The organism is Marinobacter oulmenensis, assembly GCF_014201735.1.
Classification (GTDB): domain Bacteria; phylum Pseudomonadota; class Gammaproteobacteria; order Pseudomonadales; family Oleiphilaceae; genus Marinobacter; species Marinobacter oulmenensis.
In genome coordinates, this window is the sequence record NZ_JACHFE010000004.1 from 57,142 (window position 1) to 83,977 (window position 26,836).

The 26,836-nt window shown below is 60.2% G+C and carries 28 protein-coding genes; 4 read left to right on the forward strand and 24 right to left on the reverse strand.

All coding sequences use genetic code 11. The annotated features are described in order from the left end of the window. Positions 1 to 33: 33 nt before the first annotated feature. The 5 genes from ccmE to ccmA are packed head-to-tail and all read right to left on the reverse strand — an operon-like array spanning position 34 to position 2,928. Entirely contained in the window at positions 34 to 513 is a 480-nt protein-coding gene (gene ccmE / locus HNR38_RS08575; protein WP_183702278.1) for a cytochrome c maturation protein CcmE, read from the reverse strand. Positions 514 to 526: 13 nt separating this feature from the next. Further along, a complete protein-coding gene (gene ccmD / locus HNR38_RS08580) occupies positions 527 to 772 on the reverse strand; it encodes a heme exporter protein CcmD (RefSeq protein ID WP_183702282.1) in 246 nt (81 codons plus the stop codon). Between the two features lie 3 nt (positions 773 to 775). Then, positions 776 to 1,519 (reverse strand): heme ABC transporter permease, encoded by a 744-nt coding sequence (locus tag HNR38_RS08585; protein WP_183702285.1) that lies wholly within the window; start codon positions 1,517 to 1,519, stop codon positions 776 to 778. 58 nt (positions 1,520 to 1,577) lie between these two features. Continuing rightward, positions 1,578 to 2,303, reverse strand: coding sequence for a heme exporter protein CcmB (ccmB, locus tag HNR38_RS08590; RefSeq protein ID WP_183702288.1), 726 nt, complete (start codon positions 2,301 to 2,303; stop codon positions 1,578 to 1,580). Beyond that, complete coding sequence (gene ccmA, locus HNR38_RS08595) at positions 2,293 to 2,928, reverse strand: cytochrome c biogenesis heme-transporting ATPase CcmA (RefSeq protein ID WP_183702291.1); 636 nt, start codon at positions 2,926 to 2,928, stop codon at positions 2,293 to 2,295. The genes ccmB and ccmA overlap by 11 nt, the downstream gene beginning before the upstream one ends. Before the next feature lie 119 nt (positions 2,929 to 3,047). On the opposite strand from ccmA, the gene fliK reads away from it, so the two are divergent. Both fliK and HNR38_RS08605 read left to right on the forward strand, forming a co-directional pair. Then, positions 3,048 to 4,436 carry a flagellar hook-length control protein FliK gene (fliK, locus tag HNR38_RS08600; protein ID WP_183702294.1) on the forward strand — a complete coding sequence of 463 codons (1,389 nt, stop codon included), beginning with the start codon at positions 3,048 to 3,050 and terminating at the stop codon, positions 4,434 to 4,436. Continuing rightward, the gene (locus tag HNR38_RS08605) at positions 4,433 to 4,738 is read left to right on the forward strand and encodes an EscU/YscU/HrcU family type III secretion system export apparatus switch protein (RefSeq protein WP_183702297.1); all 306 of its coding nucleotides are present in this window, start codon (positions 4,433 to 4,435) and stop codon (positions 4,736 to 4,738) included. The genes fliK and HNR38_RS08605 overlap by 4 nt, the downstream gene beginning before the upstream one ends. Here the strand turns inward: HNR38_RS08605 and HNR38_RS08610 are convergent. The 16 genes from HNR38_RS08610 to flhA all read right to left on the reverse strand — a co-directional run bounded on the left by HNR38_RS08610 (position 4,724) and on the right by flhA (position 22,399). Continuing rightward, on the reverse strand, positions 4,724 to 5,827 hold the full coding sequence (locus HNR38_RS08610; protein ID WP_183702299.1) for an ATP-binding protein: 1,104 nt from the start codon (positions 5,825 to 5,827) through the stop codon (positions 4,724 to 4,726). The genes HNR38_RS08605 and HNR38_RS08610 overlap by 15 nt on opposite strands. Next, a complete protein-coding gene (locus HNR38_RS08615; RefSeq protein WP_183702313.1) occupies positions 5,824 to 8,112 on the reverse strand; it encodes an ATPase, T2SS/T4P/T4SS family in 2,289 nt (762 codons plus the stop codon). The genes HNR38_RS08610 and HNR38_RS08615 overlap by 4 nt, the downstream gene beginning before the upstream one ends. A 26-nt stretch (positions 8,113 to 8,138) precedes the next feature. Further along, the gene (locus HNR38_RS08620; RefSeq protein WP_183702317.1) at positions 8,139 to 8,531 is read right to left on the reverse strand and encodes a DUF2802 domain-containing protein; all 393 of its coding nucleotides are present in this window, start codon (positions 8,529 to 8,531) and stop codon (positions 8,139 to 8,141) included. A gap of 63 nt (positions 8,532 to 8,594) precedes the next feature. Then, entirely contained in the window at positions 8,595 to 9,083 is a 489-nt protein-coding gene (locus HNR38_RS08625; protein WP_183702320.1) for a chemotaxis protein CheW, read from the reverse strand. A 131-nt stretch (positions 9,084 to 9,214) separates the two neighbouring features. Continuing rightward, entirely contained in the window at positions 9,215 to 10,051 is an 837-nt protein-coding gene (locus tag HNR38_RS08630; protein ID WP_246362571.1) for a chemotaxis protein CheW, read from the reverse strand. Continuing rightward, positions 10,044 to 10,841 (reverse strand): AAA family ATPase, encoded by a 798-nt coding sequence (locus HNR38_RS08635; RefSeq protein ID WP_183702325.1) that lies wholly within the window; start codon positions 10,839 to 10,841, stop codon positions 10,044 to 10,046. Before HNR38_RS08635 ends, HNR38_RS08630 begins: the two co-directional genes overlap by 8 nt. A gap of 189 nt (positions 10,842 to 11,030) precedes the next feature. After that, positions 11,031 to 11,804 (reverse strand): flagellar motor protein MotD, encoded by a 774-nt coding sequence (motD, locus tag HNR38_RS08640; protein WP_183702328.1) that lies wholly within the window; start codon positions 11,802 to 11,804, stop codon positions 11,031 to 11,033. A 15-nt stretch (positions 11,805 to 11,819) separates the two neighbouring features. Further along, positions 11,820 to 12,560 (reverse strand): flagellar motor protein, encoded by a 741-nt coding sequence (locus HNR38_RS08645; protein ID WP_183702331.1) that lies wholly within the window; start codon positions 12,558 to 12,560, stop codon positions 11,820 to 11,822. Further along, positions 12,560 to 13,708, reverse strand: a complete 1,149-nt coding sequence (locus HNR38_RS08650) for a protein-glutamate methylesterase/protein-glutamine glutaminase (RefSeq protein WP_183702335.1) — start codon at positions 13,706 to 13,708, stop codon at positions 12,560 to 12,562. Before HNR38_RS08650 ends, HNR38_RS08645 begins: the two co-directional genes overlap by 1 nt. Before the next feature lie 42 nt (positions 13,709 to 13,750). Then, positions 13,751 to 15,874, reverse strand: a complete 2,124-nt coding sequence (locus HNR38_RS08655) for a chemotaxis protein CheA (protein ID WP_183702339.1) — start codon at positions 15,872 to 15,874, stop codon at positions 13,751 to 13,753. A gap of 19 nt (positions 15,875 to 15,893) precedes the next feature. Then, positions 15,894 to 16,679: a protein phosphatase CheZ gene (locus HNR38_RS08660; RefSeq protein ID WP_183702342.1), complete on the reverse strand. Its 786-nt coding sequence runs from the start codon at positions 16,677 to 16,679 to the stop codon at positions 15,894 to 15,896. Positions 16,680 to 16,697: 18 nt separating this feature from the next. Continuing rightward, positions 16,698 to 17,081: a chemotaxis response regulator CheY gene (gene cheY, locus HNR38_RS08665; RefSeq protein WP_183702344.1), complete on the reverse strand. Its 384-nt coding sequence runs from the start codon at positions 17,079 to 17,081 to the stop codon at positions 16,698 to 16,700. A gap of 112 nt (positions 17,082 to 17,193) precedes the next feature. Next, positions 17,194 to 17,937 (reverse strand): RNA polymerase sigma factor FliA, encoded by a 744-nt coding sequence (locus HNR38_RS08670; RefSeq protein WP_183702346.1) that lies wholly within the window; start codon positions 17,935 to 17,937, stop codon positions 17,194 to 17,196. 30 nt (positions 17,938 to 17,967) lie between these two features. Next, positions 17,968 to 18,780, reverse strand: coding sequence for a MinD/ParA family protein (locus HNR38_RS08675; RefSeq protein WP_183702348.1), 813 nt, complete (start codon positions 18,778 to 18,780; stop codon positions 17,968 to 17,970). A gap of 69 nt (positions 18,781 to 18,849) precedes the next feature. Continuing rightward, on the reverse strand, positions 18,850 to 20,175 hold the full coding sequence (flhF, locus tag HNR38_RS08680) for a flagellar biosynthesis GTPase FlhF (RefSeq protein WP_183702351.1): 1,326 nt from the start codon (positions 20,173 to 20,175) through the stop codon (positions 18,850 to 18,852). A gap of 52 nt (positions 20,176 to 20,227) precedes the next feature. Next, the gene (gene flhA, locus HNR38_RS08685; RefSeq protein WP_183702354.1) at positions 20,228 to 22,399 is read right to left on the reverse strand and encodes a flagellar biosynthesis protein FlhA; all 2,172 of its coding nucleotides are present in this window, start codon (positions 22,397 to 22,399) and stop codon (positions 20,228 to 20,230) included. Positions 22,400 to 22,621: 222 nt separating this feature from the next. Here flhA and upp point away from each other — a divergent pair, with 222 nt between their 5' ends. Both upp and HNR38_RS08695 read left to right on the forward strand, forming a co-directional pair. Continuing rightward, positions 22,622 to 23,260 (forward strand): uracil phosphoribosyltransferase, encoded by a 639-nt coding sequence (gene upp / locus HNR38_RS08690; protein WP_183702356.1) that lies wholly within the window; start codon positions 22,622 to 22,624, stop codon positions 23,258 to 23,260. A 2-nt stretch (positions 23,261 to 23,262) separates the two neighbouring features. Further along, the gene (locus tag HNR38_RS08695) at positions 23,263 to 24,519 is read left to right on the forward strand and encodes a uracil-xanthine permease family protein (protein WP_183702359.1); all 1,257 of its coding nucleotides are present in this window, start codon (positions 23,263 to 23,265) and stop codon (positions 24,517 to 24,519) included. An 85-nt stretch (positions 24,520 to 24,604) separates the two neighbouring features. Here the strand turns inward: HNR38_RS08695 and flhB are convergent, their stop codons facing one another. Genes flhB through fliQ form a run of 3 tightly spaced genes read right to left on the reverse strand, consistent with a single transcriptional unit; the run spans position 24,605 to position 26,829 of the window. Then, positions 24,605 to 25,741 carry a flagellar biosynthesis protein FlhB gene (flhB, locus tag HNR38_RS08700; RefSeq protein WP_183702362.1) on the reverse strand — a complete coding sequence of 379 codons (1,137 nt, stop codon included), beginning with the start codon at positions 25,739 to 25,741 and terminating at the stop codon, positions 24,605 to 24,607. A 30-nt stretch (positions 25,742 to 25,771) separates the two neighbouring features. Further along, complete coding sequence (gene fliR, locus HNR38_RS08705) at positions 25,772 to 26,557, reverse strand: flagellar biosynthetic protein FliR (protein ID WP_183702364.1); 786 nt, start codon at positions 26,555 to 26,557, stop codon at positions 25,772 to 25,774. A gap of 2 nt (positions 26,558 to 26,559) precedes the next feature. Further along, positions 26,560 to 26,829 (reverse strand): flagellar biosynthesis protein FliQ, encoded by a 270-nt coding sequence (fliQ, locus tag HNR38_RS08710; RefSeq protein ID WP_183702366.1) that lies wholly within the window; start codon positions 26,827 to 26,829, stop codon positions 26,560 to 26,562. Positions 26,830 to 26,836: the final 7 nt, after the last annotated feature.

Sequence of the window (26,836 nt, forward strand, 5' to 3'; positions counted from 1 at the left end):
GGATTCTCCAACGTCAGGGTGAATTGAGCGGGATCAGTAAGCCGTGCTTTGTGCAGCTTCTTCGGCATCGGCAGCCTTGTGCTGGCCTTTCGACGACCGCTCCAGTGCCTCGGCCACCTCCGGTGGCATATAGTTTTCATCATGCTTGGCCAGCACCTGGTCAGCGACAAACAGGCCCTGGTCATTCAGCCGCCCCATGGCGACCACACCCTGTCCCTCGGCGAACAGGTCGGGCAGGATGCCCTCGTACTGAACCGGCACCGATGCCGCATAGTCGGTCACCCGGAAGCGAACCTTCAGGGTGCCGGCATCACGGGCCACACTGCCCTCCTCCACCATGCCACCGGCACGGATGCGGACATCCACCGGGGCGTTACCGGCGGCAATCTCGGTCGGATCGTAGAACAGGTTGATGTTCTGGCGCAGGGCGTAGGTGGTCAGGCCCACCGCGATGGCGAGGCCGGCCACCAGAAAGCCCACTATGGTCAGTCGTTTTTTTCGGATCGGATGCATGGTTTCTTGCCTGTCAGTCCTGGGAAACTTCCACTCGGGTGAAGGTGGCCTGGGGTTTGGGTTTGGGTCTGGCATCCTTGCCCTGGGTGGCGTCCTGCTGGGCCAGGCGGCGCCTGCACGCCTCAATTACTGAACGGTGACGCCGGACAGACCAGATCATCATGCCGGCGAGGAAAATGAAGAACACCGCGTAGCAGGACCAGACGTAAGGCCCGTGCCCTTCCATCGCGATGAATGCGGAAAACGAATCGAATGCCATGAATCAGCCTCTCCCCGCCAGTACCAGTTCGCGGACCCAGCGGGTTTTCTGTTCCCGGTGCAGTATCTCGGTTTTCATTCTCAGACAGGCCAGCCAGCCAAACAGCAGGTAAAGCCCAAGTACGGACAGCACCAGCGGCACCCACATTTCCGTGGGCATGGACGGCTTTTCAGTCAGTTTGAAAGTGGCCGGCTGATGCAGCGTGTTCCACCACTCAACCGAGTATTTGATGATTGGAATGTTGACGACGCCCACCAGAACCAGAACCGCCACCGCGCGGGCTGCGGATTTTTCGTCATTGATCGCACGATCCAGCGCAATAACGCCACCATACAGGAACAGCAGGATCAGCATCGAGGTCAGGCGGGCATCCCATACCCACCAGGTGCCCCAGGTGGGCTTGCCCCAGACGGCGCCGGTAAACAGGGACAGAAAACAGAACACCAGGCCCACGGGCGCCACCGCCCGCACGAAGACGTCGGCCAGTTTCATACGCCAGACCAGGGTGATAACCGCCGCCACCGCCATGATCATGTAGGCGGACTGGGCCAGGAAAGCCGTCGGAACATGGATGAAAATAATCCGGTAGCTGTTGCCCTGCAGATAATCCTGAGGTGCAAACGCCAGCCCCCACACCAGGCCCGCCGCCAGAACAACCAACCCGGATACCAGCAGCCATGGCATCAGGCGGTTTGCGATTCCGTAAAACCACTTGGGCGAGCCCAGCTTATGAAAGAATTGCCACATCAGTCGGTTACCGTCTTGCTAGTTAACTGTACATCCATTGCCAGGCCCATTGGCGTTCTCAGCTATTGGACAGGCTGACCCGAAGTGCCGCTGCCGAAGCAAAGGGGGCCAGGGTCAGAGCCAGAACCAGAAAAGCCCCCATCAGCGCCAGATAACCAGCCACCGGCGCCCCCTCCGTTGCCGCTGCAACCGTACCGGTGCCGAAAATCAGCACGGGAATGTACAGCGGAATGATCAGCAGTGACAAGAGCACGCCCGCCGACCGCAAACCCAGGGTCAGCGCGGCCCCGATGGAGCCGATCAGACTCAGAACCGGGGTACCGATCAGCAGCGTTAGACATAAAATTGCAATAGAGTTCCCGTCCAGGTGAACCATTATGCCCAGCACCGGAGTCAGGACCACCAGAGGCAGCCCGGTCAGTATCCAGTGCGCGAGGGTCTTGGCCAGAATCAGCAGGAACAGGGGCTGAGGCTGAAGCACCAGTTGCTCCAGCGTGCCATCGTCAAAATCATGCCGGAACAGGTGGTCCAGTGACAGCAGCACGGAAAGCAGCGCAGCCACCCAGAGGATACCGGCACCGGATTGCTTCAGAAATGCCACTTCCGGGCTAACCCCGAGGGGGAAGAGGGTTACCACCATGACAAAAAACAGAAGGGGGTTGAGCAGATCCTGCCGCTGCCGGAAGGCCACACGGACATCACGGGCAAAAACCGCCACCATGGCGGCAACCGGACCAACCGCCTGATCCACCGGTTTCAGCAATGGCCGGAACTCAGCATTCATTGGCCGCGCCTCCCAGGGTAATCCGGTTCATACCGGGCAACTGCAGGTCATGGTGGGTAGTGACCAGAACCGCACCGCCCTCTTGCGCCCTCTGCTGCAGCAAAGCCTCGATGGCCCCGACACCGTCGGCGTCGATTGCTGTGAAGACCTCATCCAGCAACCAGAGCGGCTCATCCGCAATCAGCAGCCGGGCCAGAGCCACCCGGCGCTGCTGGCCGGCCGACAAGTTCCTGCAGGGAACATTTTCAAACCCGGCAAGGCCGGTCCCCGCCAGCGCCTGCAATAATGTGTCATCGCCAACCGGCCGCCGGGCCGCCATCAGCGCACGCAGGTTTTCCAGCGGCGTCAGCAGCGGTTTGATACCTGGCCGGTGGCCAAGATACAAAGTATTCCTGAGAAAAGATTCCCGTTGCCGGTTGCGGGCTTGCCCACACCAGAGCAGATCCCCGGCGTAGGCGTCATTGAGCCCGGCCAGAATCCGTAGCAGTGTCGTCTTGCCGGTGCCATTCGGCCCCTCGACACGGGTCACCGTACCGGGCAGTATGGAAAACGACAGGTTGTGAAAAAGCAGACGCTCGTCACGCTCGCACTCAAGGTTGACAGCCTGCAGTAACGGCTCGGACATCAGGGCTCCGTTTTCAGAGCGGAGGATGCACGCTTGGCATCGGGTGTATGGGTAAAAGGCGAGATGCATTATAACCAAAGCACTTCGGGATTACTCGTGCCCCACATCAAATCAGCGCTATGAAAGTGAACGGCGGACCAGTTCCCGGCAACCAGCCGGTCACACCCTCGACCACGCCTCCCGCTGCGGCGGGCAAAGGCCCGGTAACGCTCCCCGGCGGCAAGGAATCAGTGCCGGTTGATCCGGCGCTGAGCGCCCGGCAGCAGCTGGTTCAGCTGCAACTGGCCAACCGCGAGACAGCCCTGGCGCGGGTAGCCGAAATCCTTCAACAGAAAGGCGGCGGGCACGAACTGCTGCTGGAACTCCGGGGCAGAACCCTGAATGTCAATATCGGCAACCGGCCACCGGAGTTTTCCGCCGGTGACCTGATCAAGGTCATGCGAGCGGGCAATGAACTGCAGTTGATGGGCAAACTGGCCGCCAGCCAGGAAAGCACTGTGGCTCGTGCCCTCGCCCAGCGCCTGCCCTGGCAGCAGAGCCTGCCAACCGGCCTGCAGCAACTGGTCAGTTCCCTGAATAACGGGGTACGCCCCATGGTACAGCCGGGGCAGCCGCCCTCGGCAAACCCGCCACAGCCGTTACCGGCTGCGGCGCGCCAGGCTCTGGAGTCGGTCCTGGCCAGCCTGCCGAAGTCGAACGAGCTTGCTCCGGGTGTCGGCCGGACCGAGAGCACCGCTTCCCAGGTCCGCCAATGGCTCTCCGAAAGCGGCCTGTTCGCCGAATCCCGGTTGCTGCAGTCCTCGCCCAAAGCCTCCGCACCCAACGATCTCAAGCTGGCTCTGGCACGCATTGCCAGCGCCCTGCTGGCCAGCCAGGGACAGACATCCGCGCACTTCAATCGTCTGACGCCAAGCTCGAGCCCGGAGCTGATGCAGGCGCCACTGCAATACCCCCAGACAGCGACAGCGCCGCCCACACCCCAGGCATCGACAGCGGAGCCTGCCAGTACCGGCCAGGTGCTGCGACTGCTGGCCGGCATGCTGAACCGCATCACGGTGAATCAGTTGCACAGCCAGACCCTGACCACGCGGGCCGGTGGTGAGGCCGGCGCGCCGGTTAACACCTTGCTGGTGGATCTGCCCTGGCTGACGCCCCAGCAGGAACCCCGGGCAGCCCAGTTACGTATGGAACAGTATGAAAGCAATGAGGAAAACAGCGGTGCCAGGTCCGGCCGCACGTCGGTAAGCGAATGGCGTCTGTCACTGTCCATGGATCTCGACGAAGCCGGGCCGCTGCATTTTGAGGTAGGCTTCCGCTATCCTGATGTCAGTGCCCGGGTCTGGGCTGAAAAGCAGACAACGCTGAGGCAGGTAAACGAGGAGTTGCCGCTGTTGCGCAAAAGCCTCACGGATCTGGGCCTGGAAGTGACCGACCTGGAATGCCGTCGGGGCGCCCCCAAACAGGCACAGACACGACTCGAACACCGACTGGTGGATACCAAGGCATGAAGGACAACCGTGACGATCAAGCGCCAGCGGCAGTGGCGCTGAAATACGACGGCGAACGGGCACCAATCATCTCGGCCACCGGCACCTGGGAGCTGGCGGAGGAAATCATCCGCATTGCCCGGGAGCATGAAGTGCCGCTTTACGAAAACCCGGAGCTTGCCGGCATCCTGGCCCGACTGTCACTGAATGATGAAATACCGGAGGAACTGTACCGGGTGATTGCCGAAATCCTGGCCTTTGCTTTCCACATACGGGGCCGTACGCCCGACGACGCCGGCCGGGACACATCACTGGATCAGTGACCTCATTGCCCACACCCGTTGCCAGTGTTCACCCTTGCGGGGGCCAACCGCCGTATCAAAATAATGCCGGAGCCGACGGCGATCCTCCGGCTCATCCTTCAGGGCCGAGCCGACGACATGATGCATCAGGTGTTCGATGGTCATGGCCCCGCCGCCGTAATACCAGGCGTTCAGACTCGCCGCATGGGCCACCGAAACCGCCTCGGCGGTGGACAACGCAGAACCGGCCAGCCGGTCGGTACTGCGACCGTCCAGAGTCTGCCCGTTACGCAACTCATGAAACAGGGTGACCAGAACCTCCACGACCTCCGGGTCCAGATCCACCTGGATACCCGCATGCCGGTTGGCCCGGGTCACTTCCCGGAGCACCACGTCCATCTCATCGGACAGGTTGCGGATGGGCCGGATCTCCTCGAAATCCATCCGTCGCTTCAGCGCCGCACTCATCCGGTGGACGCCTTCGTCCACACTGTTGGACGTCGCCACCAGATTGAACCCCTCCCGTGCCAGAATCACGCCGTCGTCACCCGCCAGCTCGGGAATCACCACCACCCGGTCTGACAGAACGGACAGGACCGCATCCTGCAGCGCCTGGGGGCAGCGGGCAATTTCCTCGAAACGGACCAGCCGCCCTTCCATCATGCCCCGTAACAGGGGGGTGGGTACCAGCGCCTTGCGGCTGGGGCCTTCCGTGCGCAGAAGGGCCTCATTCCAGCTGTACAGCAACTGACTGACGTGACTGATGGCACCGCCCTGCAGGGTCAGCCCGGACGCTCCGGAGATGGCCGCCGCCAGCAGTTCTGACAGCCACGACTTGGCGGTGCCCGGCTCGCCCACGAGCAGGCAGCCGCGGTTGGTGCAAAGGGAAATGATGATGCGGACCACCATGTCCCGATCAGCCACGAACTTGCGCTCGATGTTGCGGTCCGAATCCCCCAGCAGAAACGCCTCTACCGATTTGGGGGACATCTGCCAACCCGGCGGCACCGGCCCCGAATCCTCGGCAATCAGCCGGGCAATTTCATCCCGGTAGGCAATTTCTGCTGGCTGGCGCTGAACGCCATTGGCTGGCTGCTGGCTGCTTTTCATGAATGACACCTGCGGCCGCCACGAATCTCGGGCGCCATACGTTCCCGGGGCAGAATGCGGGGCAATTCGGACAACGGGATGATGCCTTCAATCACGTGATCCAGGGCACTGTCCCGCATGGTGACCAGGCCGGCATCCAGCGCCCGCCAGCGCAACTCACCCACGGGCGGCTGGCTCGAAATGGCGTTACGGATATCGGTATCCACTTCCATGTACTCAACGATCGCCACCCGGCCCTGGGTGCCACGGCCGTTGCATTTGTCGCATCCGGCGCCCTCAAAACACCGGAATCCGGCTGGTGGCCCGTCCGGGAACACCTCGGCCAGCACGACAGGGTCCGGCTCGGACGGCCTTCGGCAATGACTGCAGATGCGTTTGGCCAGACGCTGGGCGATCACCGCCAGCAGTTCACCGGCAATGGAGTTGGGATGAACGCCCAGATCATACAGCCGCTGAAGGGAATCGACCGCATCGTTGCAGTGAAGCGTGGATAGAACAACGTGGCCGGTCTGGGAGGCCCGGATCGCCTCCAGGGCGGTTTCCTGGTCCCGGATCTCCCCTACCAGGATCACGTCCGGATCTTCCCGGACAAACGCCCGCATGGCATCGGCAAAGCTGAAACCGATGTCTGCCCGGACACGGGTCTGCTGAATGTTATCGATGGCGTATTCGATCGGGTCTTCCACGGTAATGACCTTGCGCCGGCCATCATCGGCCAGGTTCTGCAGCCCGGCATACAACGTGGTCGATTTGCCCGACCCGGTCGGCCCCACCACAAGCACCAGACCGGCCGGGTTGTCCAGCAACCGCTGGTAACGGCTGCCAATCACCGACGACATGCCAAGCTCGGCAATGGTCATCGCCCGGCCGGTCTGGGGCAACAGGCGGATAATGGCATTTTCGCCGTGCAGGGACGGCTGGGTCTGGATGCGCAGATCGTAGGTTGTCTCACCCAGTTGCAGACGGGAACGCCCGCCCTGGGGCAGACGGTGCTCGGCAATATTGAGCTCCGCCCGCAGTTTGATGACATTGATCACCCCCCGGATTTCCCGTGCCGAGAGCTGATACTGGGGTAATTCATGGAGGTCGCCGTCAACCCGCAAACGGACTCTCACCCGGTTCTCATACTGCTCAATATGGATATCGCTGGCCTTCTCTCCGACCGCATCCAGCAGGATGGCTTCGTAGACTGAAATCAGATAGGGACTGATGTGCTTGTTGATTTCCTGACCAAACAGATCCTTGCCGTTTTCCTCGCCATGGGCAACAGCAGCAGCCCCGGTTGCGCCACCCTGCTCGGCGGCGAACCGGCTGCCTTTGACGGTCAGATCCAGCGCCGACCAGATCCGCCGGAAATCCGTCGGCGTCACCAGCAGGCAGGTCGTGGACTGGTTGACCGGAGTCAGTCGTTCAAGCTGATCAGTACGGGCGTCCGGGTCATCGGTAACGACGGCCAGCTTGCCGTCCGCCTGTGCCACCGGAATCATGCGCGACAGATCGAGGAAGGTCCGGGAGAAACGCCTGAACAGTTCCGGATTGAGGTGATTGAGCACCTCATCCGCCTCGGTAAAGGTCATGCCCCGTTGCTGCGCCAGTGAACGGTAGAGTTCGACCTCCTCCATGTTCAGGGAGCGACGCAGTACGTCCAGTACTCGTTCGTTTTTGCTGGCGGCTTCGGCCCTTGCACGGGCAAGATCCTCCTCGCCGACGACACCAAGATCAATCAGGATCTGCTCCGAGTTCCGATTGAAATCGACCCAGCCCAGAGTGCGTTCCCGCTCCAGACGGCCGTTCCTGTTGCAGTACATGGCCACACTGGGCACCGGCCCGGCCCGCCCTTCAAGGCAGACCAGATGGCCGCCTTCCCGGAGGTTCGGCGTCAGCACCCGGGGGTCAGACAGAAAGGTGGTGCACACCACCAGATCACAGGCCTCGTCGGCCTCTACACCCTTGCCCGCTTCGGCCTGCACGACGTCGATGTTGTGCAGGCCCTTGGCGAAGAAGCGTTCCCTGGCCTTGTCCGCGAGCACCGGGTTGCGATCCACGTAGATCACCCGGTGAGCCAGTTCACCCATCACCGCTGTCAGGTAGCCGGAACCACCACCGACGTGCATGACCACCTGATCCGGCTCAATTTCCGGCATCAGGCCCAGCAGGTGGTGGACGGTTTCTTGTCTGGGGATGGAATGGCCGGTGATGGAAGGGGCAATATCGGCACCGGCGACAAAATCATGGCGTGAAACGCGAGTGAGGGCCTCTTCGGCCCTCGCGTAAATTCTCTTCATTCAGCAGCATCCGTGACAGCTTCGGATCAGGCCGCCTGACGTTTTTTCAACGCTGATACCAGCTCGGCCTCCGGACGGGAAATCCCACAGGTATTCATAAGATCGTCGATATCGGCGCCAAGATCAACCAGGCGGGACGCTTCGTCATAGGAGATTCGGAGAGGGTCATTCTGGCGCATCTCATCCATGGCATTGCGAAGTTCGTGCAGTTGCCGTTCGCAGGCAACCAGTCGCTGGCCAACACCAACACTACCACTGGTGGTCGCGTGCAACTCCCTGCCGAGGGTGTCACAGCGCTCCTTCAGTGAAGCCTGAAGCGCCCGGATACGGCGCCCGTGGACAATGACCTGCAACAGAACCAGGCCAAGCGCGGCGGCAGTCAATGCCCAGGGAAGCCAGGAAGGAATGGTCATGCTCATGATGGACGTCTCCGTTGATTGTTAACCCTGGTGGACGTCCATCGCAGCACCCGCAGATCAGGCTTACAGCGACGCGATCTCCGCCCACTCTTCGTCTGACAGCATCTTGTCGAATTCGACAAGGATGATCAGCTCACCATTCTTGTTGCAGACACCCTGAATGAACTTGGCGCTTTCCTCGTTGCCGACATTCGGTGCCGTTTCAATTTCGCTGGACTTCAGGTAGACCACTTCAGCCACCGAGTCGACCAGAATGCCCATGACCTGGCTGGAGGATTCCATGACCACGATCCGGGTGGCATCCGTTACCTCAGCATCCGCCAGGCCAAACCGGCGACGGGTATCGATCACCGTCACCACATTGCCCCGCAGGTTGATAATCCCCAGGACATAATCCGGGGCGCCGGGTACCGGGGCGATCTCGGTGTAACGCAACACTTCCTGGATCTGCATGACATCAATGCCATAGGTCTCGTCATCCAGACGGAAGGTGACGTACTGCAGTACCTTGTCGTCCTGGGCCTGATTCTGTTGTCCGCTCGGGGATGCCATAAGCACTCTCTCCTTTTCGGCTGCCCGGCGGGCAACCTGATCGTCAAAAAGTCATCAATCAGTGCCCAATACTATAGTTAAGGGCACAAACCGTGCCAGCCTGACACGGTTTCTTTGGGTAACCGATCCGATCAGCTCAGATCGAGGTGGTGTTCGCGCTCCGCACGTACCAGTAAGTTAGCCATGGCGCGGACATCAATCAACGCGCACATATGATCAATCACCGTGCCTGCCAGCCAGGGCCGGCGGCTACGGCCGGTTCGCCAGCGCACTTCCTCCGGACGCAGGGTGAAGGACTGGGCCACCTCATCACAGGCCAGTCCCCATTCACTGTCATCCAGACGGATCACGAAACGATAGTTTTCCCGGGCACCCTCGGGCACGCGACCGGCCATGATCCATTCGGCCGAATCCACCACCCGCAGGTTCTGGTCCTGATCCGGTCGAATCCCCATGTACCATCGGGGGCTGCCGGGAATAGGCCGGATCTCGTCGTCATCTTCAAGCCGGTGGATTGCGCCCAGCAGCACCAGCGGTACGGCCAGTTTCAGTCCGGCGACGGTAAAAATCAGGCACTCGAATGGCTCTTCCGACCAGTCCGGCCGGTCAGCCGTGGTTTTCTCCTCCGGCGCGGTCTGAGGCTCAGGCTCAGCCGTTTCTGTCACAACCGGTGCCGGAGTTTCCACCGGCGGGCTCTTTGTCTCCGTCCTACCTTCCGGCGGCGCCTTCACCGGCGCAGGCTCCGGCCGAACCCGGGTCTCAGTTTCGGTCCGCGCCTCCACCCGGGTCCGGATCTGTACCTTTGGCCGTGCTTCCACCTTCGGTGGTGCAGCCGGAGGCGCTGACGGTGCCGGCGCCTCCTCTTCAAGTGCCGTACTGGTGGCCGTGTGCAGCAACTCGTCCAGATAACTGGCGACGGCCGCTTCCGGCTCGGCCAGCTGCGTCATTTTTTTGTCAGCGTTAGCCATCCGACGGCTCCCTGCCCTTCTGCGTCAACGTCAGGAGGTCCTCCAGAAGGTGGCGATAGGCCCGGACACCATGAGTATCCGGATCCACGACCGAGGGAATTACCCCCTGCTGGCTGGCATCCCGGAACTTGGTATCGACCGGGATGGAGAACCGCCACAGGGTGTCAGGGTAACTCTTGCGAAGCATATTCAGGCTTTTGACAGACGCCTGGGTTCTCCGGTCATACAGGGTAGGTACGATGGTATAGGAAAGCTGGTTCTTCTGGGACCGCATAATCATCTGCAGGGTATGCAGCATGCGCTCGAGCCCCTTGATGGCAAGAAACTCGGTCTGCACGGGGATAACCAGATGCTGGGCGGCTGCCAGGGCATTCACCATCAGTACGCCCAGGGAAGGCGTGTTATCAAGAAGCACGTAATCAAAGTCGTCCCAGAGTTGCGCCAGGGCCCGGGAGATGATCAGCCCCATGCCGCCGACACCGACCATCTTGCGTTCCAGCGTGGCCAGTGCCGTACTGGCCGGCATCAGCGACAGCCCCGGACACCCGGTATCGGCCACAAGCTGGCCCGGCAGCCCCTCGGGCACCTTGCCCTCGTGCTGGAACAGGTTGAACACGCTCTGGCTGATGGTATCGGGATCATAGCCAAACCAGCTGGTCAGCGAGCCGTGGGGATCAAGATCCACAACCAGCACACGCTTGCCACTCTGGGCCAGCAACCCGCCAAGGGTCACCACCGAGGTTGTTTTACCCACACCACCTTTCTGATTCGCTACTGCCCAGATACGCACTCTCGATACTCTCCACCTACGGATCAGCCCGGCACAAACGCCGTGAGCTTATATGTTATCGGCAACGAATCCATTTACTTGAAGACAGCCTCCGGATAACGGCGGCAAATCATTGCCGATCCGCTGCAATCGTGACATACGTAATACAGGAAGTGTGCCAGTCTGAGGCCGTGGCGCCAATCCGGCGGATCAGCGCATGGTGGCGCGTATATTGGCATCCCGGGAGATCAGAAGGACCACCCGCCGGTTGCGGCGCCGTCCCTCGTCCGTGTCATTCCGCGCTACCGGCTGGAACTGGCCATAGCCCACCGCGGCCAGCCGATCGGGCTCAATGCCCTCCATCGTCAGCATACGAACCACGGCAGCAGCGCGCGCAGCCGACAGCTCCCAGTTGGACGGAAACTGGTCCGTGCGGATAGGCTGGTTGTCGGTAAAGCCCTCGACTTTCACCGCGTTGTCCCGGTTGTTTAACACCGATGCGATTTTCTCGATAACCTCGAAGGCGTCGTAATGTGGTTCGGCGTCACCACTGCCGAACAGCAGACTGTTGGGCAGGCTCAGCTCCAGCCACTGCTCACTGCTTTCCATGCTGACCACCCCTTGTTCGATCAACTGATCGAATTCGGTAGCCAGCTCCATGGCCATGGTACGAAGGGATTCGGTACCACGGTTGTCACCTTCCCCATCAGCTTCGTCACCGTCGGACGTTACCGGCTGGGCAACGGATGTCTGGTCGTTTTGAGCGGGCTGATCACCGATCTGTATGGGCTGCATGGACCGTTCAGGCGCATTGAACACCCCGGTGAGGGTGTTGGACAGCACCTTGTACTTGCCCTCATTCACTGAGGATACGGAATACATGACGACAAAAAACGCAAACAGCAGGGTAATGAAATCCGCATAGGAGATCAGCCAGCGTTCCTTGTTGTGGAGATCGTCCTGGGGCTGTCGGCGTCGGCGCATGGGTGTCGGTCCCGGTTACTGCAGGAAGCCCCGCAGCCTCAGCTCGATGGATTTGGGGTTTTCACCTTCGGCGATGGCAATGATGCCGTCGATCATCATGTCTTCGTAGCGGGTACGGTCGCGGACGATGCCCCGGAGTTTATTGGCCACGGGGAAAAACAGCAGGTTGGCCAGGGCCACACCATAGATGGTGGCCACAAAAGCGGTCGCAATACCGCCGCCCAGAGACTGGGGATCCTCAAGGTTGGTCATGACCTGTATCAGCCCCATGACGGCGCCGATAATACCGATAGTGGGCGAATAGCCGCCCATGGCTTCGTAGACCCTGGCACAGTCCAGATCGCGCTGCTCCCGCGATTCGAGGTCCACCTCGAGGATGCTGCGAATCGATTCCGGCTCCGCGCCGTCAACGAGCAGCTGGAGCCCCTTGCGGGCAAACGGCTCGGCTTCGCGCTCCGAGAGCCCTTCCAGCCCGAGCAGCCCCTGTTTCCTGGCCTTGACGCTCCAGTCCACCACCTTACCGATACCATCCTCAAGAGAAATATAAGGCGGCAGAAAAACCCAGCGGAACTGGGCCAGGGCCCGCTTGAGCACCGGCCAGGAAGTCTGCAGGATTGTCGCTGCCAGGGTGCCGCCAACGACAATCAGGGCCGCGGGCCCGTTAAAAAGGGAGCCCAGAGCTCCCCCTTCCAGCATATTGCCACCCAGAATCGCGGCAAAAGCCAGGACAATGCCGAGCAGGCTGAGGATATCCATCAGCTCACGCCTTCGACCATACGGAGCCCGATCTCCTGCAGGGGCAGAACTTCATCGCTCAGTCCGGCGCGGGCCACCGCCATCGGCATGCCATAGATAACCGAGGTCTTCTCATCCTGTGACCAGATCACCGATCCGGTCTGCTTCATCATCCGGCAGCCTTCCTTGCCGTCGGCACCCATGCCGGTCAGGATGATCCCCAGAGTCTTACCGGGAAAGCTACGCGCCAGTGAGCCAAAGGTGACATCGACACAGGGCTTGTAGTTCAGGCGTTCATCACTGGGCAGTATCCGTACCTTTGCCTGGCCACTGCGCCCTTCGATCATCATCTGTTTGCCACCGGGCGCGAGCAGCGCCAGCCCTGGCCGGAGCACATCCCCGTCCTCGGCCTGGCGCACCTCAATCCGGCATAGACGGTTGAGACGCTCGGCAAAAGCGGGGGTGAAACTGGCTGGCATGTGCTGCACCAGCACGATAGGCGCCGGAAAAGATGCTGGCAGTTCGGTCAGAACCTTCTGCAGCGCAACAGGGCCGCCCGTTGAAGTCCCGATGGCGACCACCTGGTAGTGGCGGGCGGGTGTTTTTCGGCCGGGACTGCGGGGTACTTCCGGCTTCGGGGCTGCAGGACGGGAAGGCGCCGCCGGTCGCTCCCGGTCCCGACCGGTCACCGGCGAGGAACGGGACGGGCGACGGGCGGGCGACGGTGCTTCTGGCTCCGGCGCGGGTGATGGCGCCGTCTTGGCCCCCGGCTTACTGCCGGAAACATCCAGTACCCGCTGAACCAGGATTTTCTGGAGCTGACTGGTGTCCTTGGCGATTTCCTCAAAATTCTTGGGCAGGAAATCGACCGCACCGGCCTCCAGCGCGTCCAGAGTGACGCGGGCACCTTCATAGGTCAGAGACGAAAACATGAGGACCGGCGTAGGCCGGTTTTTCATGATTTCCCGCAGCGCCGAAATGCCATCCATAACCGGCATTTCGTAATCCATGGTGACCACATCGGGATTGAGTTTCGCCGCCAGCTCAACGGCTTCACGGCCGTTGCCGGCGGTCCCGACCACTTTGATTTTTCCGGAAGCCGTGAGGATTTCCGTCAGCCGTTTGCGGAAAAAACCCGAATCGTCAACGACCAGGACAGAAACTGTCATCCATTTCTCCTAAACAATCCCGGAGCTCCTGACCTGTCGGCGTTAGCCGTAGTGCTGCAGAAGGCTGGGCACATCAATAATCAGGGCGATTCGTCCGTCACCGGTAATCGTGGCCCCGGCCATACCAGGCGTCCCCTGAAGGGCCCGGCCCAGAGGCTTGATCACAACCTCTTCCTGCCCGATCAGTTGATCAACTACGAAGCCCACCTGCCGGGTTCCCATGGCCACAATCACCACGTGGGCGTTAGCCGGTGGCTCACCACCTGCCTGGGATGGCACCAGCCACCGCTTGACGTGGAACAGCGGGAAGACTTTTTCCCGGACCACAATGCATTCTTTGCCGTCGACAATGTTGGTCTTGGTAAGATCCAGGTGGAAAATCTCCACCACGTTGACCAGCGGCAGGGCAAACGACTGGCCACCCACCATGATCATCAGGGTCGGCATGATCGCCAGTGTCAGAGGCACCTTGATCTTGATATTGGAGCCCTTGCCTTTGACCGACTCGATGTTGATCTGACCATTGAGCTGGCTGATCTTGGTTTTTACCACATCCATGCCGACACCACGGCCGGAGACATCGGATATCTGATCCTTGGTGGAAAAGCCAGCCGCCAGAATCAGGTTGTAACATTCACTCTCTGTCAGCCTTGACGCCGCGTCCTCATCGTACAGCCCCTTTTCCACGGCTTTCCGGCGCAGGACTTCCGGATCCATACCGGCGCCATCATCCTTGATCGACAGCAGGATATGATCACCTTCCTGTTCTGCGGACAGGGTCACCGTCCCCTTGCGGGGCTTGCCGTTCTGCTCCCGCACATCCGGATCTTCAATACCGTGGTCCACCGAGTTGCGAACCAGGTGAACCAATGGATCAGCCAGGGCCTCCACCAGATTCTTGTCCAGGTCGGTCTCTTCCCCGTGCATCAGCAGGTCAACCTCTTTCTTGAGGCTGCGGGACAGATCACGCACAACGCGGGGGAAGCGGCCAAAGACTTTCTTGATCGGCTGCATGCGCGTCTGCATCACGGCGGACTGCAGATCGGAAGTCACCACATCGAGATTGGAGACAGCCTTGTGCATTTCGCTGTCTTCACTCTGGGAACCCAGGCGCTGAAGGCGGTTGCGCACCAGTACCAGCTCACCCACCATATTCATGATGTCATCGAGCCGGCTGGTATCCACCCGCACGGTTGTTTCTGCCGGCGGATGATGCGCTTCCTTGGCCGGGGCAGCCTTGCCCTCGTCTTTTTTCGGCTCGGGCTTTGGCGCTGGAGCTTTCGCCGGTTCCGGTTTTTTCTCGGGCTTTTTGGCGGCTGGGGCCGATTCCGGCTTGCCAGCCGTGACACTGGGACCCGCGCCCTTGCCATGAAGTTCATCCAGCAGGTTTTCGAATTCGTCGTCGCTGATCAGGTCCGGGTCACCGGCATCCGACGCTTTCTCTTCGCTCTTACCTGCGGGCTTGCCGGCGGCTTCTTCTCCGGCGGGCGCTCCCTTGAACTGGCCTTCGCCGTGCAACTGATCCAGCAGCGCTTCAAACTCGTCCTCGGTAATCTCGTCATCATCCGAACCACTGCCCTGACCAGAGGCCGGGGCGTCCGTGGCCGCCTTGTCGCCGGCACCGGCGTCTGAGCTGTCATCTCCATCACCCAGGGCATCGAGCAATTGCTCGAATTCATCGTCCGTGATATCACCGTGTTCGTCCGTTGCTGCCGGCTGCTCTGACCCGGCTTCCGCGGCGGGCTCGGGCTCGCTGGCCGGTTGAGACGCTTCGTCCTCGGGTTTGGCCAATTCCATCAGGGACTCAATCAGCGTGTCCGGAGCTGGCGTCGGCTCTTCCCGCTCACGGACCTGTTCAAACATGGAGTTGACGTTGTCCAGGGCTTCGAGGACCACATCCATCAGTTCGGAAGTGACCCGACGCTTGTGGTTGCGCAGGGTGTCAAAGACATTCTCAGCGGAATGGCAACAGTTAACGAGCGCCTCCAGTTGCAGGAAGCCTGCGCCGCCCTTGACCGTGTGGAAGCCCCGGAATATGGCGTTCAGCAGATCCCCATCATCGGGATGCTGCTCCAGATCCACCAACTGCTCCGACAGGTTTTCGAGAATCTCGCCGGCTTCAACCAGAAAGTCCTGGAGGATTTCTTCGTCAGCATCTAACGCCATGCGTCAACCTCTTAAATGTTCAAAAACCGAGACTGGATAGCAGGTCATCCACATCATCCTGCCCGGACACCACATCCTCGCGCTCATCCGCTTTTATCTGTGGCCCTACCCCTTTTTCGGCTGATTCCTCTTTTTCTTCAATCTCGTGAATCGTCCCGGTCAGTTGGTCCACATGGCTGGCCATCACCACCAGGCTCAGCAGGTTTTCTTCCACCTCTTTGACCAGCGCTGTCACTTTCTGGATCACCTGTCCGGTCAGGTCCTGGAAGTCCTGGGCGAGAAGAATCTCTGAAAGGCTCTGATAAAGCGTGTCGGAGTCCGCGGTCAGAGTGGTGAAAAACCGGTCAATACGACCATACAGTTCCCTGAATTCCGCAGGGGCCATCTCACGGCGACGCAGACGCAGCCACTCTTCGCGCAATTCCACGGCTTCGTCCCGCATGGCGTGCGCCAGTGGCATGGCGTTTTCAACCAGATCCATGGTGCGGTTGGCAGCCTGTCCGGTCATCTGGACCACGTAATTCAGCCGGTCAGAAGCGTCGGACATTTTCGACAGGGCTTCTTTCTGCTCGGCATTCCGGGCGTCGATCTGAAAATTGCGAATGGCTTCGTGAAGACTTCTTGTCAGCCGGCCAACCTCACGATAGAGGCTCTGGTCGCGAACATCACTCAGCTCATTGATGATCGACATGGCGCGGGCGTAATCACCCTCCTCGACACTTTCCGCGAGTTCCGAGGTCTGCTGCTTTAGTTTCTCAGTGACCTCCGGTTCAAGGCCCTGATTATTCTTGTTGCTGTCAGTCATGGCAGCCGTCTGACCTCTCTACTGGATACGCTCGAAAATTTTCTCGATCTTTTCCTTGAGTACGGCTGCGGTAAACGGTTTGACCACATATCCGTTCACTCCGGCCTGGGCGGCGGCAATGATCTGATCCCGCTTGGCTTCCGCGGTCACCATCAGGATAGGGAGGTTTTTCAGTTCCTCGTCCGCGCGAACCGCCTTGAGCAGGTCAAAGCCTGACATGCCCGGCATGTTCCAGTCGGTGACCAGGAAGTCATATTTGCCACTCTTGAGCATCGGCAATGCCGTGTTGCCGTCGTCGGCCTCATCGGTATTGGTGAAGCCAAGATCACGCAAAAGGTTCTTGATGATTCGACGCATCGTGGAGAAGTCATCCACGATGAGAATTTTCATATTCTTGTCCAAAGGGACCTCCAGTCTGTAACACCCGGATTTTGTTAAGCCTTTCGAAGTCTAGCAGGTCACTTTCACCGCCGCCTCTGAAACGGCGCCTTGGATCTGTGCGTAAGACCGGCCATCAGGCATGGTCGTCGTTCTGCCAGTCCGACAGACGCCCCCGAAGGCGCATGGCAGCCTGGCTGTGGATCTGGCTAACCCGGCTTTCACTGACCCCGAGAACAGCACCAATCTCTTTCAGGTTGAGTTCTTCCTGATAGTACAGGCTCAACACCAGTTTTTCCCGTTCCGGAAGCCCTTCTATGGCTTCTGCCAGGCTTCTCTGGAATGCGCTGGACGCCAGCCCTTCCAGAGGATTATCGCCACTCTCTGCTTCTTCTAACGGCAGGTTGCCCGATTCATTTAGCTCATCAAGGCTGAAAAGTCTGCCACTGTTGGCGTCCGCCAGGGATGCATGGTACTCCGGCAGCGCCATTCCCAGTTCCTCGGCAACCTCAGCGTCCTGCGCCTCCCGGCCGGTACGGTCTTCCACAGACTTGATGGCAGCGGAGATTTTGCGCGCATTCCGGTGGACCGACCGGGGCACCCAGTCGCCTTTTCGGATCTCGTCCACCATGGCACCACGGATCCGGATGCCAGCATAGGTCTCAAAGGTCGCGCCCTTGCCCGAACTGTAGCGCTGCGCTGCTTCCAGCAGGCCGATCATGCCGGCCTGCATCAGGTCTTCCAACTGCACGGAAGCCGGCAGGCGGGCCATCAGGTGGAGGGCGATTTTCTTTACCAGCGGAGCATGCTCCTCAACCAGCCGGGCAGCGTTCTTTCCCCCGGCCTGCTGGTAGATTCCCAGATTTTTCGCCAACGTCATGTATCCGGTTCTTCCAGGATTGGATCGAAGTCAGACTTCTACGAGTCGCTCCACAAAAAACTCAAGATGCCCCCGCGGCGAGGTCGGCAGAGGCCAGTTGTCCACTTTCTCCGCCAGCGCACGAATGGCCGTTGAAGCCTTGGCGCGGGGGTAGGCTTCCAGCACCGCTTTCTGGCGCTGAACCGCCTTCTTCACCATCTCATCGTAGGGCACAATGCCGACGTATTGTAGGGCCACATCCAGAAAACGCTCGGTGACACGTGTCAGTTTCTCAAACAATTGGCGTCCTTCCTGATCCGTCTTGACCTGATTGGCCAGTATCCGGAACCGGTTGGTGCCGTAATCCCGGTTCATCAGCTTGATCAGGGCATAAGCATCGGTGATGGAAGTGGGCTCGTCACAGACCACCAGCAACAGTTCCTGGGAAGCCCGGAGAAAACTGACCACCGACTCGGAAATCCCGGCAGCGGTATCCACGATGAGCACGTCAATCTGGTCGCCGATTTCGCTGAACGCATTGATCAGACCGGCATGCTCCATCGGACTGAGCTGGGTCATGCGCTGTGTGCCAGAAGACGCCGGAACGATCTTGATCCCGCCCGGCCCGTTTACCAGCACATCCCGGAGTTCACAGTCTCCGTTCAGGACGTCCTGCAGGTTCCGGCTTGCAGTAATGCCGAGAAGAACGTCGATGTTGGCCAGCCCCAGATCCGCGTCCAGTAACACGACCCGCCTGCCTTTTTCCGCCAGCGCGATGCCCAGATTGACGGACACGTTGCTCTTGCCGACACCGCCCTTGCCGCCGGAAACTGCAATTACCTGAACCGGATGTGGTCTGCTCATACTGTTTTCAGTCTCTCACTACGTTCTTGTAGGCATGCCTGCCGGGTTGCTGTCCTGCTGCCGGAGCCCTCAGGCTCCTTCTGCAGCCGCCTGAGAGTGCTGCAAGGCCCGCAACCGCTCAACCCCGAGTCTGACCAGCGGCACCGCCTGCGCCCGATGCAGATCCTCCGGAATCCGTTGTCCATCGGTATACCAGGCGACCGACAGACCGGTTTCCATTACAAAGCCCAGGGACTCGCCAAGAGTCAGTGCCTCATCAATTTTGGTCATCACACAACCGGCAAGGTTTGCCATCTTATAGCAATGCCAAACGGATTTCATGATCCGCGGCTGACTGGTTGCCGATACCACCAGATGACTGCGGATATTGTGATGGCTACGGGCCAGCTCCGCCAGTTGTTCCTGATAACCACGGTCCGAACTGGTCAGCCCGGCCGTATCGATCAGCACCAGATGCCGGTCCGACAGCTCATCCAGAATATCGTCCAGTGAGTGGGTTTCGTCCACAACCCTCACCGGCACATTGAGAATACGCCCGAACACAAACAGCTGCTCATGGGCCGCCACCCGATACCGATCGGTGGTCACCAGCGCCAGGGAATCCGAGCCATGCTCCAGTACGTACTGGGCCGCCAGCTTGCCAATGGTGGTGGTCTTACCGGAGCCGGTCGGGCCAACCAACGCAAACACCCCGCCGGATTCCACCCAGGTATTGCGGGCTGTGCGAATGCCGGCAGCCAGCATTTTCAGGGACTGCTTCCAGGCATCCTCAAGACGGCCCTGCCGGTTCTGGCGCGCCAGGGTATTGGCCAGTTCCGCGCCCACGCCAAATTCCTGAAGGCGCTCGCCAAGACGCTGCTGTACCGCGCTTCCGCCATTCTCCTGGACCGGCTCACGGGCTCGCTCGGGTTGCCGCCTGCCGACCATTTCGCGCAGATTCTGAATCTCCGCCTTCATGCTGGCCAGTTCGTCGGCGTAGCCTCCGGTCTCCGCCGTCGCCCGTCCGGCTGCTACCTCTCCGGCCTGGACCGGAGCCTCGACCGGAGTCGCATCCATGCCGGCGTCATCAAATGCCACGCCGGCGTACTGCGCACCCGCCGAGGCACGCTTCTCACGTACCTCCTGTATACGGCTGCGGGAGCGGGTCAGTTCTTCTTCGAGTTGGCGATGCTGTTCGGCCTGCAATTCAGCCAGGTGAGACCCGTTGGTCGCCTCTACGGCACGGTCACCCAAGCGCTGGCGCGCCATGTTTTCGTCGTAATCCAGGGCCGTCACAATTTCGACACCCCCGTCCACCCGGCGGTTGGACAGAATAACGGCATCCGGCCCCATCTCGTGACTGACCTGCTTGAGGGCCTCGGCCATGGTCTGCGCGAAAAACCGTTTTACTTTCATAGCGTTTCATCCTCCAACGGCATGCCTGATGGCAATTGCCCGCCCGGCGGCCCTACTGGCCAACCGAAGCAACGATCGTGATCTGTTTGTTATCCGGCACTTCCTGGTACGAGAGCACATGCAGCCGCTCCACCCCGTAACTGGCAAACTTCGCCAGGACCGGCCGTAGCGGTCCGGAAACCAGCAGAATGGCGGGTTTGCCCAGCATTTCCTGGCGCTGGACGCTGTCCTGCAGGGAACGCTGCAGCTTTTCCACCATGTTCGGTTCGAGCACCAGGCCAATATCCTCCTGGCCGCCGGATTGTTGACTCTGCTGAACAGACTTTAGCAATAACTGTTCCAGGTCTGGATCAAGCGTGATCACCGGGATCTCGGTGTCGTTGCCGCAGATACTCTGGACAATCATCCGGCGAAGGGCCTGACGGGCTACGGTGGTCAGGGTTTTCGGGTCCTGACTCTTCGGATGAACATTGACGATGGCTTCGGCAATGGAGCGCATATCCCGGATCGGCACCTCTTCCTTGAGGAGATTCTGAAGCACTTTCAACAGGATGCTGATGGTAACGGTGGTCGGCACCAGCTCTTCGGCCAGTTTTGGTGAGATTTTTTCCAACTGATCCAGCCACTTCTGGACCTCTTCATGCCCGAGCAGCTCATGGGCGTGCTTCTGCAGGATCTGGTTCAGATGGGTGGCCACAACCGTGCTGGCATCCACCACCGTGTACCCCAGTGTCTGGGCCTGGTCTTTCTGCTCCGGCTCGATCCAGGTGGCATCCAGGCCGAAGGCCGGATCCTTGCCGGCAATACCTTCCACCTTGCCAAACACCTGGCCGGGATCAATCGCCAGTTCGCGCTCGGGGTGGATTTCCGCTTCCGCCAGGGTGACCCCCATCAGGGTAATGCGGTAGACGTTGGGCATCAGGTCCAGGTTGTCGCGGATATGGACGGATGGCATCAGGAAGCCCAAATCCTGGGACAGTTTTTTACGAACGCCCTTGATGCGGCTCAGCAACTGACCGCCCTGGGATTTGTCGACCAGGGGAATCAGCCGGTACCCCACTTCCAGGCCAACGATATCCACCGTGGCGACGTCATCCCAGCCCAGTTCACGGGTTTCACCCGGTGCCGGCAGCGCCTGGCCATCACCGCCCTGGTCTGCCGGAATCTCGCCGCCGGAACGGGCAGCCGTCCCGGGCATTCCCCCCCGGCCGGCATAAACGCCTTCTTCCTCGACTGTCTGACGCTGATGTTTCCAGATATACCAGGAGACTGCCGCCGCGATCCCCCCGAGCCCAAGGAAGGCGACATGCGGCATCCCCGGAATCAGACCCAGGATAATCAGAATAGCGGCGGCAATGCCCAGAGCCTTGGGGGCATTGAACATCTGCTGAATGATCTGCCCGCCCATATCCTGACTGGAGGTAACCCGTGTGACCATAATGGCGGCAGAGGTAGAGAGCAGCAGGGAGGGAATCTGCGCCACCAGACCGTCACCAATGGTCAACAACGCATAGCGCTCGACCGCCAGCCCGAAATCAAGACCATGCTGCATCATCCCGATGACGATACCGCCGACAATGTTGATGGCCAGAATCAGCAGGCCGGCAACCGCATCGCCTTTGACGAACTTGGAGGCACCGTCCATGGAACCGTAGAAATCCGCTTCCTGGGCAATTTCCTCCCGACGACTTTTGGCATCCTCCTGGTTGATCAGGCCGGCATTCAGATCGGCGTCGATGGCCATCTGCTTGCCCGGCATGGCATCCAGGGTAAAGCGGGCGCTGACTTCGGAAACACGGCCGGCGCCTTTGGTCACCACCAGGAAGTTGATAATCATCAGGATCGCGAACACAACCAGACCGACCGCGTAGTTGCCGCCGATCAGTACTTCACCAAAGGACTCAATCACCTTACCGGCGGCATCGCCGCCCTCATGCCCTTCAAGCAGCACGATTCGGGTTGAGGCGACGTTCAGCCCCAGCCGCAGCAGCGTGGCAACCAGCAGTACTGTGGGAAAGGAGGCGAATTCCATGGGTCGCATGGCATAGATACAGACCAGCAGGATGACGATGGACAGGGTAATGTTGAAGGTAAAGAACACATCCAGCAGAAACGCCGGCATGGGGAGGATCATCATGCCCAGCAGCCCCATGAGCATCAGGGGAATACCAAGATTTCCCCGTGTCAGGGATTTGACGTTGTTCAGGGCCAAAGCTCTGTCCATGCCGGAAATGTCTCCGCTAGCCTGTACTGTGAAACCGGATTGGGTCGAAATTCTGACGCGTGGCGCCGTTCGTGGAGGGTTATCGCAAGATCCGTACCAGTCAGCGCAATTTTCCGTGAATCCACCCCTGGATCTGCCTGACGCAGGGGCTTATATACGGTATCCTTGGCGCCGTTTGACTGACCGAATCCAAGCCAGATTACCCGAACACAGGTGACCACCATGCCGATCCATGAAGTGAAGCACCCGCTGATACAGCACAAACTCGGGCTGATGCGTCGCGCTGACATCAGTACCAAGAATTTTCGCGAACTGGCCCAGGAGGTTGGCTCGCTGCTGACCTATGAGGCCACCAAGGATTTCAACCTGCAGGAAAAGACCATTGAAGGCTGGGCCGGCCCGGTCAACGTGGAACAGATCCACGGCAAGAAAGTCACCATTGTGCCGATCCTGCGTGCCGGACTGGGCATGCTCGATGGTGTCCTCAGCCTGATCCCGGTGGCCCGGGTCAGCGTGGTCGGCCAGATCCGCAACGAGGAAACCCTCGAAGCGGAAACCTATCTGGAAAAGCTGGTCGGTGAACTGGACCAGCGTATGGCAATGATTGTTGATCCGATGCTGGCCACTGGCGGTTCCATGATTTCCACCATTGACCTGCTCAAGAAAGCCGGCAGCACGGAAATCCGTGCCCTGGTCCTGGTCGCAGCACCGGAAGGCATTGAGAAAGTCCTGGAGAAACACCCGGACGTCTCGATCTATACCGCTTCGGTTGACGATCGCCTCAATGAGAAAGGCTATATCCTGCCAGGTCTTGGGGATGCCGGTGACAAGATCTTTGGCACCAAGCAGAAGGACGTCTGATCATGCAGGATCATACTAACGACCCCGTCTGGAAACAGGCCATCGCCGGCTCGCAGATGCTGCTGGTTGCCTTCGGTGCCCTGGTGCTGATGCCACTGATCACCGGCCTGGATCCCAACGTTGCGCTGTTTACCGCCGGCCTCGGCACGCTGATCTTCCACATCGTGACCGGTGGGCAGATCCCGATCTTCCTCGCCTCCTCCTTTGCCTTCATCGCACCGGTACTGGCGGCCAAGGGCAAGTTCGGCCTCGAGGAAACCCTGGGCGGACTGATGGCCGCTGGTATTCTCTACATCCTGCTGTCCGGCGCCGTGAGACTGCGGGGTACAGGCTTCATTACCCGACTGCTGCCGCCGGTTGTCATTGCACCGGTGATCATGAGCATCGGTCTTGGCCTGGCCTCGGTTGCGGTTCACATGGCCTCCGGGCGCAGCGGCGACGGCTCCACCCAACTGGTCCCCTATGACACCGCCATCTGGATTGCCATGGCTTCTCTCGCCGTGACGATTTTCACCTCGGTCTGGGGTAAAGGCATCTTCCGGCTGATTCCCATTATGTTCGGGGTTGTGGTTGGCTACCTTCTGTCCTGGGCGACAGGGATCGTCGATTTCACCCCGATCCGGGAGGCTGCCTGGCTGGCCATGCCGAACTTCGTGGCCCCGGAATTCAGTTGGGGCGCCGTCCTGTTCATGGTTCCCGTGGCAATCGCCCCGGCCATTGAACACATCGGTGACATCCTGACCATCGGCAATATCACCCGCAAGAACTACCTGGAAAAGCCGGGCCTGCACCGTACTCTGCTGGGCGATGGTCTGGCGACCAGTGCTGCTTCCCTGCTGGGTGGCCCGCCCAACACCACCTACTCCGAGGTCACCGGCGCGGTCATGCTGACCCGCAACTTCAACCCGAAAGTCATGTGGTGGGCCGCAATTGTGGCCATCGTGCTGGCCTTTGTCGGCAAATTCGGCGCCGCCCTGCAGACCATTCCGGTGCCAGTCATGGGCGGCATCCTCTGCCTGCTGTTCGGCTCCATTGCCGTGGTTGGCATGAACGCCCTGATCCGGCACCAGGTAGACCTGACCCAATCACGCAACCTGGTGATTGTTGGTGTAACCCTGGTGTTCGGCATCGGCAACATGGTGCTGGGCCATCTCGAGGGCATCGCCCTGTGCGCGGTGATCGCTATTGGCCTGAACCTGGTACTGCCGGGTGAGAAAGAGGCCTGGGGCACTCGGATCAACGAACACCACGAAGACTGATGCTCCCCGCAGCCGGTACCCGTGTGGCGGGTATCGGCTGCAGTTCCCTCTCCAAAGCCAGCCCCCGAATTAACCCCCTGAACCGTTACAGATCGCGACGCATATCCGGCGGAATCGGGAAATCCGGCATGCCAGGCTTCGGCGCATGCCCTTTGCGGAACTGGCGCAGCTGGAACACGTAGGCCAGCACCTGGGCAATGGCCATATACAGACCATCCGGGATCTCCTGGCCCACGTCCGTATTGTGATAGACCGCCCGGGTCAGCGGTGGCGTGCGGAGCACCTCCACCTTGTGCTCCCGGGCAATCTCCATGATCTTGAAGGCAACCTGGTCCGCCCCCTTGGCCACCACCACCGGTGCGCCCATGGAATTCTGATCGTACTGCAGGGCCACCGCGTAATGGGTGGGGTTGGTAATGACGACGTCTGCCTGAGGGACATCCTGCATCATCCGGCGCTGGGCCATCTCCCGCTGCAACTGCCGGATCTTGCCTTTCACCTCGGGTTTGCCCTCGGTGTCCTTGTACTCGTCTTTTACCTCCTGCTTGGTCATGCGCAGCTTCTTGTGATGATCATAGAGCTGAAACGGCACATCAATGGCGGCGATGGCAATGGTGGCGCAGGACAACAGGAAGAAACTCCAGCCCAGTGTCCAGAGCACATGCACCATGGCAGGTACGGCCGGCTCCTCGGCGATGCTCAGCAGATCGTCGGTACGCAGGTTCAGGATCAGAATGGCCACCACCATCACCAGCCCGACCTTCGCGATCGCTTTGATCAGCTCCACCACCGAACGCATGGAAAACATCCGCCCCAGCCCCTTGATCGGGTTCATCCGGGACATTTTGGGGGCAACAGCCTTGCCACTGACCATCAGACCACCGATGGCCACGGACCCGGCAATGGCGGCGACCAGCAGAAGAATCATAAAGGGGGCCAGGGCAAATGCCGCTTCCTTGGCGGACTGGATCAGCTGGACGCTCATGTGCCGGGTGTCGAAGATGGCCGCCCGCTCAATCACAAACGAATCCCGCATAATACCCTCCAGGGCAGCCCCCAGGGACCCGCCAAACATCAGCAGGCCACCGGCACCGGCCAGCAACACAGCCATGGTCCCCAGTTCCCGGGACCGGGCCGTCTGGCCTTCGTCCCGGGCTTTCTGGAGCCGTCGGGCCGTCGGCTCTTCCGTCTTTTCCTGACCGTCGTCGCTCTCTTCAGCCATGACAGATATCCTGTGTGACCGGTCGGCTCATCATGGTTGTCCCTGCAGTTGTCGCATGAAATCGAACGTCTGCCGGGTGTACTGCTCAAAGTGTGGCAGAAAGTTGGCGTGCAGCACCCAGATGGAAAACAGCCCGAAGATCAGGCCAATGGGAAAGCCAAGGGCAAAGATGTTCATCTGGGGCGCCGCGCGGGTCATGACACCAAACGAGATGTTGACGATCAGCACGGCGGTGACTGCCGGTAACGCCAGTAGCATGGCAGAGACAAACATCCAACTGATGCGGTGGGTCAGTTCCCACAGATCTCCCTGCCCCAGCCCCTCAAGGCCGATGGGCAGGGTGTAGAAGCTCTCGATAAACACCTCGAAGGCCACCAGGTGCCCATTCATCGCCAGAAACAGCAGAGTAATGGTAATGGTGTAGATCTGGGCCAGCACCGGCACGTTCACGCCGTTGGCCGGGTCCACCATGGAGGCAAACCCCAGCCCCATCTGCATGGCGATCATCTGGCCGGCCACCACAAACAGTTGCCAGAGCGCGGTCAGGGCGAAGCCCATGCCGACACCAATCAGGATCTGCTGCAGGGAAATCACCACGGCATCCGCGCTGAGCGCCTCCACCCGGGGCACCTCCGGAATCAGCGGAGCAATCAGTATGGTCATCAGCAGAGCCAGGCCCAGGCGGATCCGGCGGGGCACCAGTTGGGTGCCGAAAACCGGGATCACCATCAGGAAGCTGGCCAGCCGGAACAGCGGCCAGATATGCTGGCCCACCCACTGGCCAATCAGATCCGCACTGAATTCCGCCGGCACCATGGTCAGCCGATCAGGTAAGGAATCCGGGACCAGAGCCCGGTAGCGTGATCAAGCAGGGTTGTCAGCATCCAGGGGCCGGCGATGATGATCACAATCAGGGTCACCAGTAGCCGGGGCAGGAAACTCAGGGTCTGTTCGTTGATCTGGGTAGCCGCCTGGAAAGTACTGACCACCAGACCAATCACCAGCCCTGGCCCGATGATCAGTGCGGCCAGCGTCACAATCAGCCAGAGCGCTTCCCGCAGGATATCGATGACGGTTTCCGGGGTCATGGCGAGC

Coding starts and splice junctions, on each gene's coding strand:
- HNR38_RS08695 (WP_183702359.1), top strand. CDS start 23,263: ATGCAGGATCATACTAACGACCCCGTCTGGAAACAGGCCATCGCCGGC.
- HNR38_RS08675 (WP_183702348.1), bottom strand. CDS start 18,780: ATGAGCAGACCACATCCGGTTCAGGTAATTGCAGTTTCCGGCGGCAAG.
- HNR38_RS08615 (WP_183702313.1), bottom strand. CDS start 8,112: ATGAAGAGAATTTACGCGAGGGCCGAAGAGGCCCTCACTCGCGTTTCA.
- ccmD (WP_183702282.1), bottom strand. CDS start 772: ATGGCATTCGATTCGTTTTCCGCATTCATCGCGATGGAAGGGCACGGG.
- HNR38_RS08620 (WP_183702317.1), bottom strand. CDS start 8,531: ATGAGCATGACCATTCCTTCCTGGCTTCCCTGGGCATTGACTGCCGCC.
- motD (WP_183702328.1), bottom strand. CDS start 11,804: ATGCGCCGACGCCGACAGCCCCAGGACGATCTCCACAACAAGGAACGC.
- HNR38_RS08625 (WP_183702320.1), bottom strand. CDS start 9,083: ATGGCATCCCCGAGCGGACAACAGAATCAGGCCCAGGACGACAAGGTA.
- HNR38_RS08645 (WP_183702331.1), bottom strand. CDS start 12,560: ATGGATATCCTCAGCCTGCTCGGCATTGTCCTGGCTTTTGCCGCGATT.
- ccmA (WP_183702291.1), bottom strand. CDS start 2,928: ATGTCCGAGCCGTTACTGCAGGCTGTCAACCTTGAGTGCGAGCGTGAC.
- fliK (WP_183702294.1), top strand. CDS start 3,048: ATGAAAGTGAACGGCGGACCAGTTCCCGGCAACCAGCCGGTCACACCC.
- flhB (WP_183702362.1), bottom strand. CDS start 25,741: ATGGCTGAAGAGAGCGACGACGGTCAGGAAAAGACGGAAGAGCCGACG.
- HNR38_RS08610 (WP_183702299.1), bottom strand. CDS start 5,827: ATGAAAAGCAGCCAGCAGCCAGCCAATGGCGTTCAGCGCCAGCCAGCA.
- HNR38_RS08670 (WP_183702346.1), bottom strand. CDS start 17,937: ATGACGTTGGCGAAAAATCTGGGAATCTACCAGCAGGCCGGGGGAAAG.
- upp (WP_183702356.1), top strand. CDS start 22,622: ATGCCGATCCATGAAGTGAAGCACCCGCTGATACAGCACAAACTCGGG.
- HNR38_RS08660 (WP_183702342.1), bottom strand. CDS start 16,679: ATGACTGACAGCAACAAGAATAATCAGGGCCTTGAACCGGAGGTCACT.
- fliQ (WP_183702366.1), bottom strand. CDS start 26,829: ATGACCCCGGAAACCGTCATCGATATCCTGCGGGAAGCGCTCTGGCTG.
- HNR38_RS08585 (WP_183702285.1), bottom strand. CDS start 1,519: ATGTGGCAATTCTTTCATAAGCTGGGCTCGCCCAAGTGGTTTTACGGA.
- fliR (WP_183702364.1), bottom strand. CDS start 26,557: ATGGTGCCGGCGGAATTCAGTGCGGATCTGATTGGCCAGTGGGTGGGC.
- HNR38_RS08650 (WP_183702335.1), bottom strand. CDS start 13,708: ATGACAGTTTCTGTCCTGGTCGTTGACGATTCGGGTTTTTTCCGCAAA.
- flhF (WP_183702351.1), bottom strand. CDS start 20,175: ATGAAAGTAAAACGGTTTTTCGCGCAGACCATGGCCGAGGCCCTCAAG.
- HNR38_RS08630 (WP_246362571.1), bottom strand. CDS start 10,051: ATGGCTAACGCTGACAAAAAAATGACGCAGCTGGCCGAGCCGGAAGCG.
- HNR38_RS08655 (WP_183702339.1), bottom strand. CDS start 15,874: ATGGCGTTAGATGCTGACGAAGAAATCCTCCAGGACTTTCTGGTTGAA.
- ccmE (WP_183702278.1), bottom strand. CDS start 513: ATGCATCCGATCCGAAAAAAACGACTGACCATAGTGGGCTTTCTGGTG.
- flhA (WP_183702354.1), bottom strand. CDS start 22,399: ATGGACAGAGCTTTGGCCCTGAACAACGTCAAATCCCTGACACGGGGA.
- ccmB (WP_183702288.1), bottom strand. CDS start 2,303: ATGAATGCTGAGTTCCGGCCATTGCTGAAACCGGTGGATCAGGCGGTT.
- HNR38_RS08605 (WP_183702297.1), top strand. CDS start 4,433: ATGAAGGACAACCGTGACGATCAAGCGCCAGCGGCAGTGGCGCTGAAA.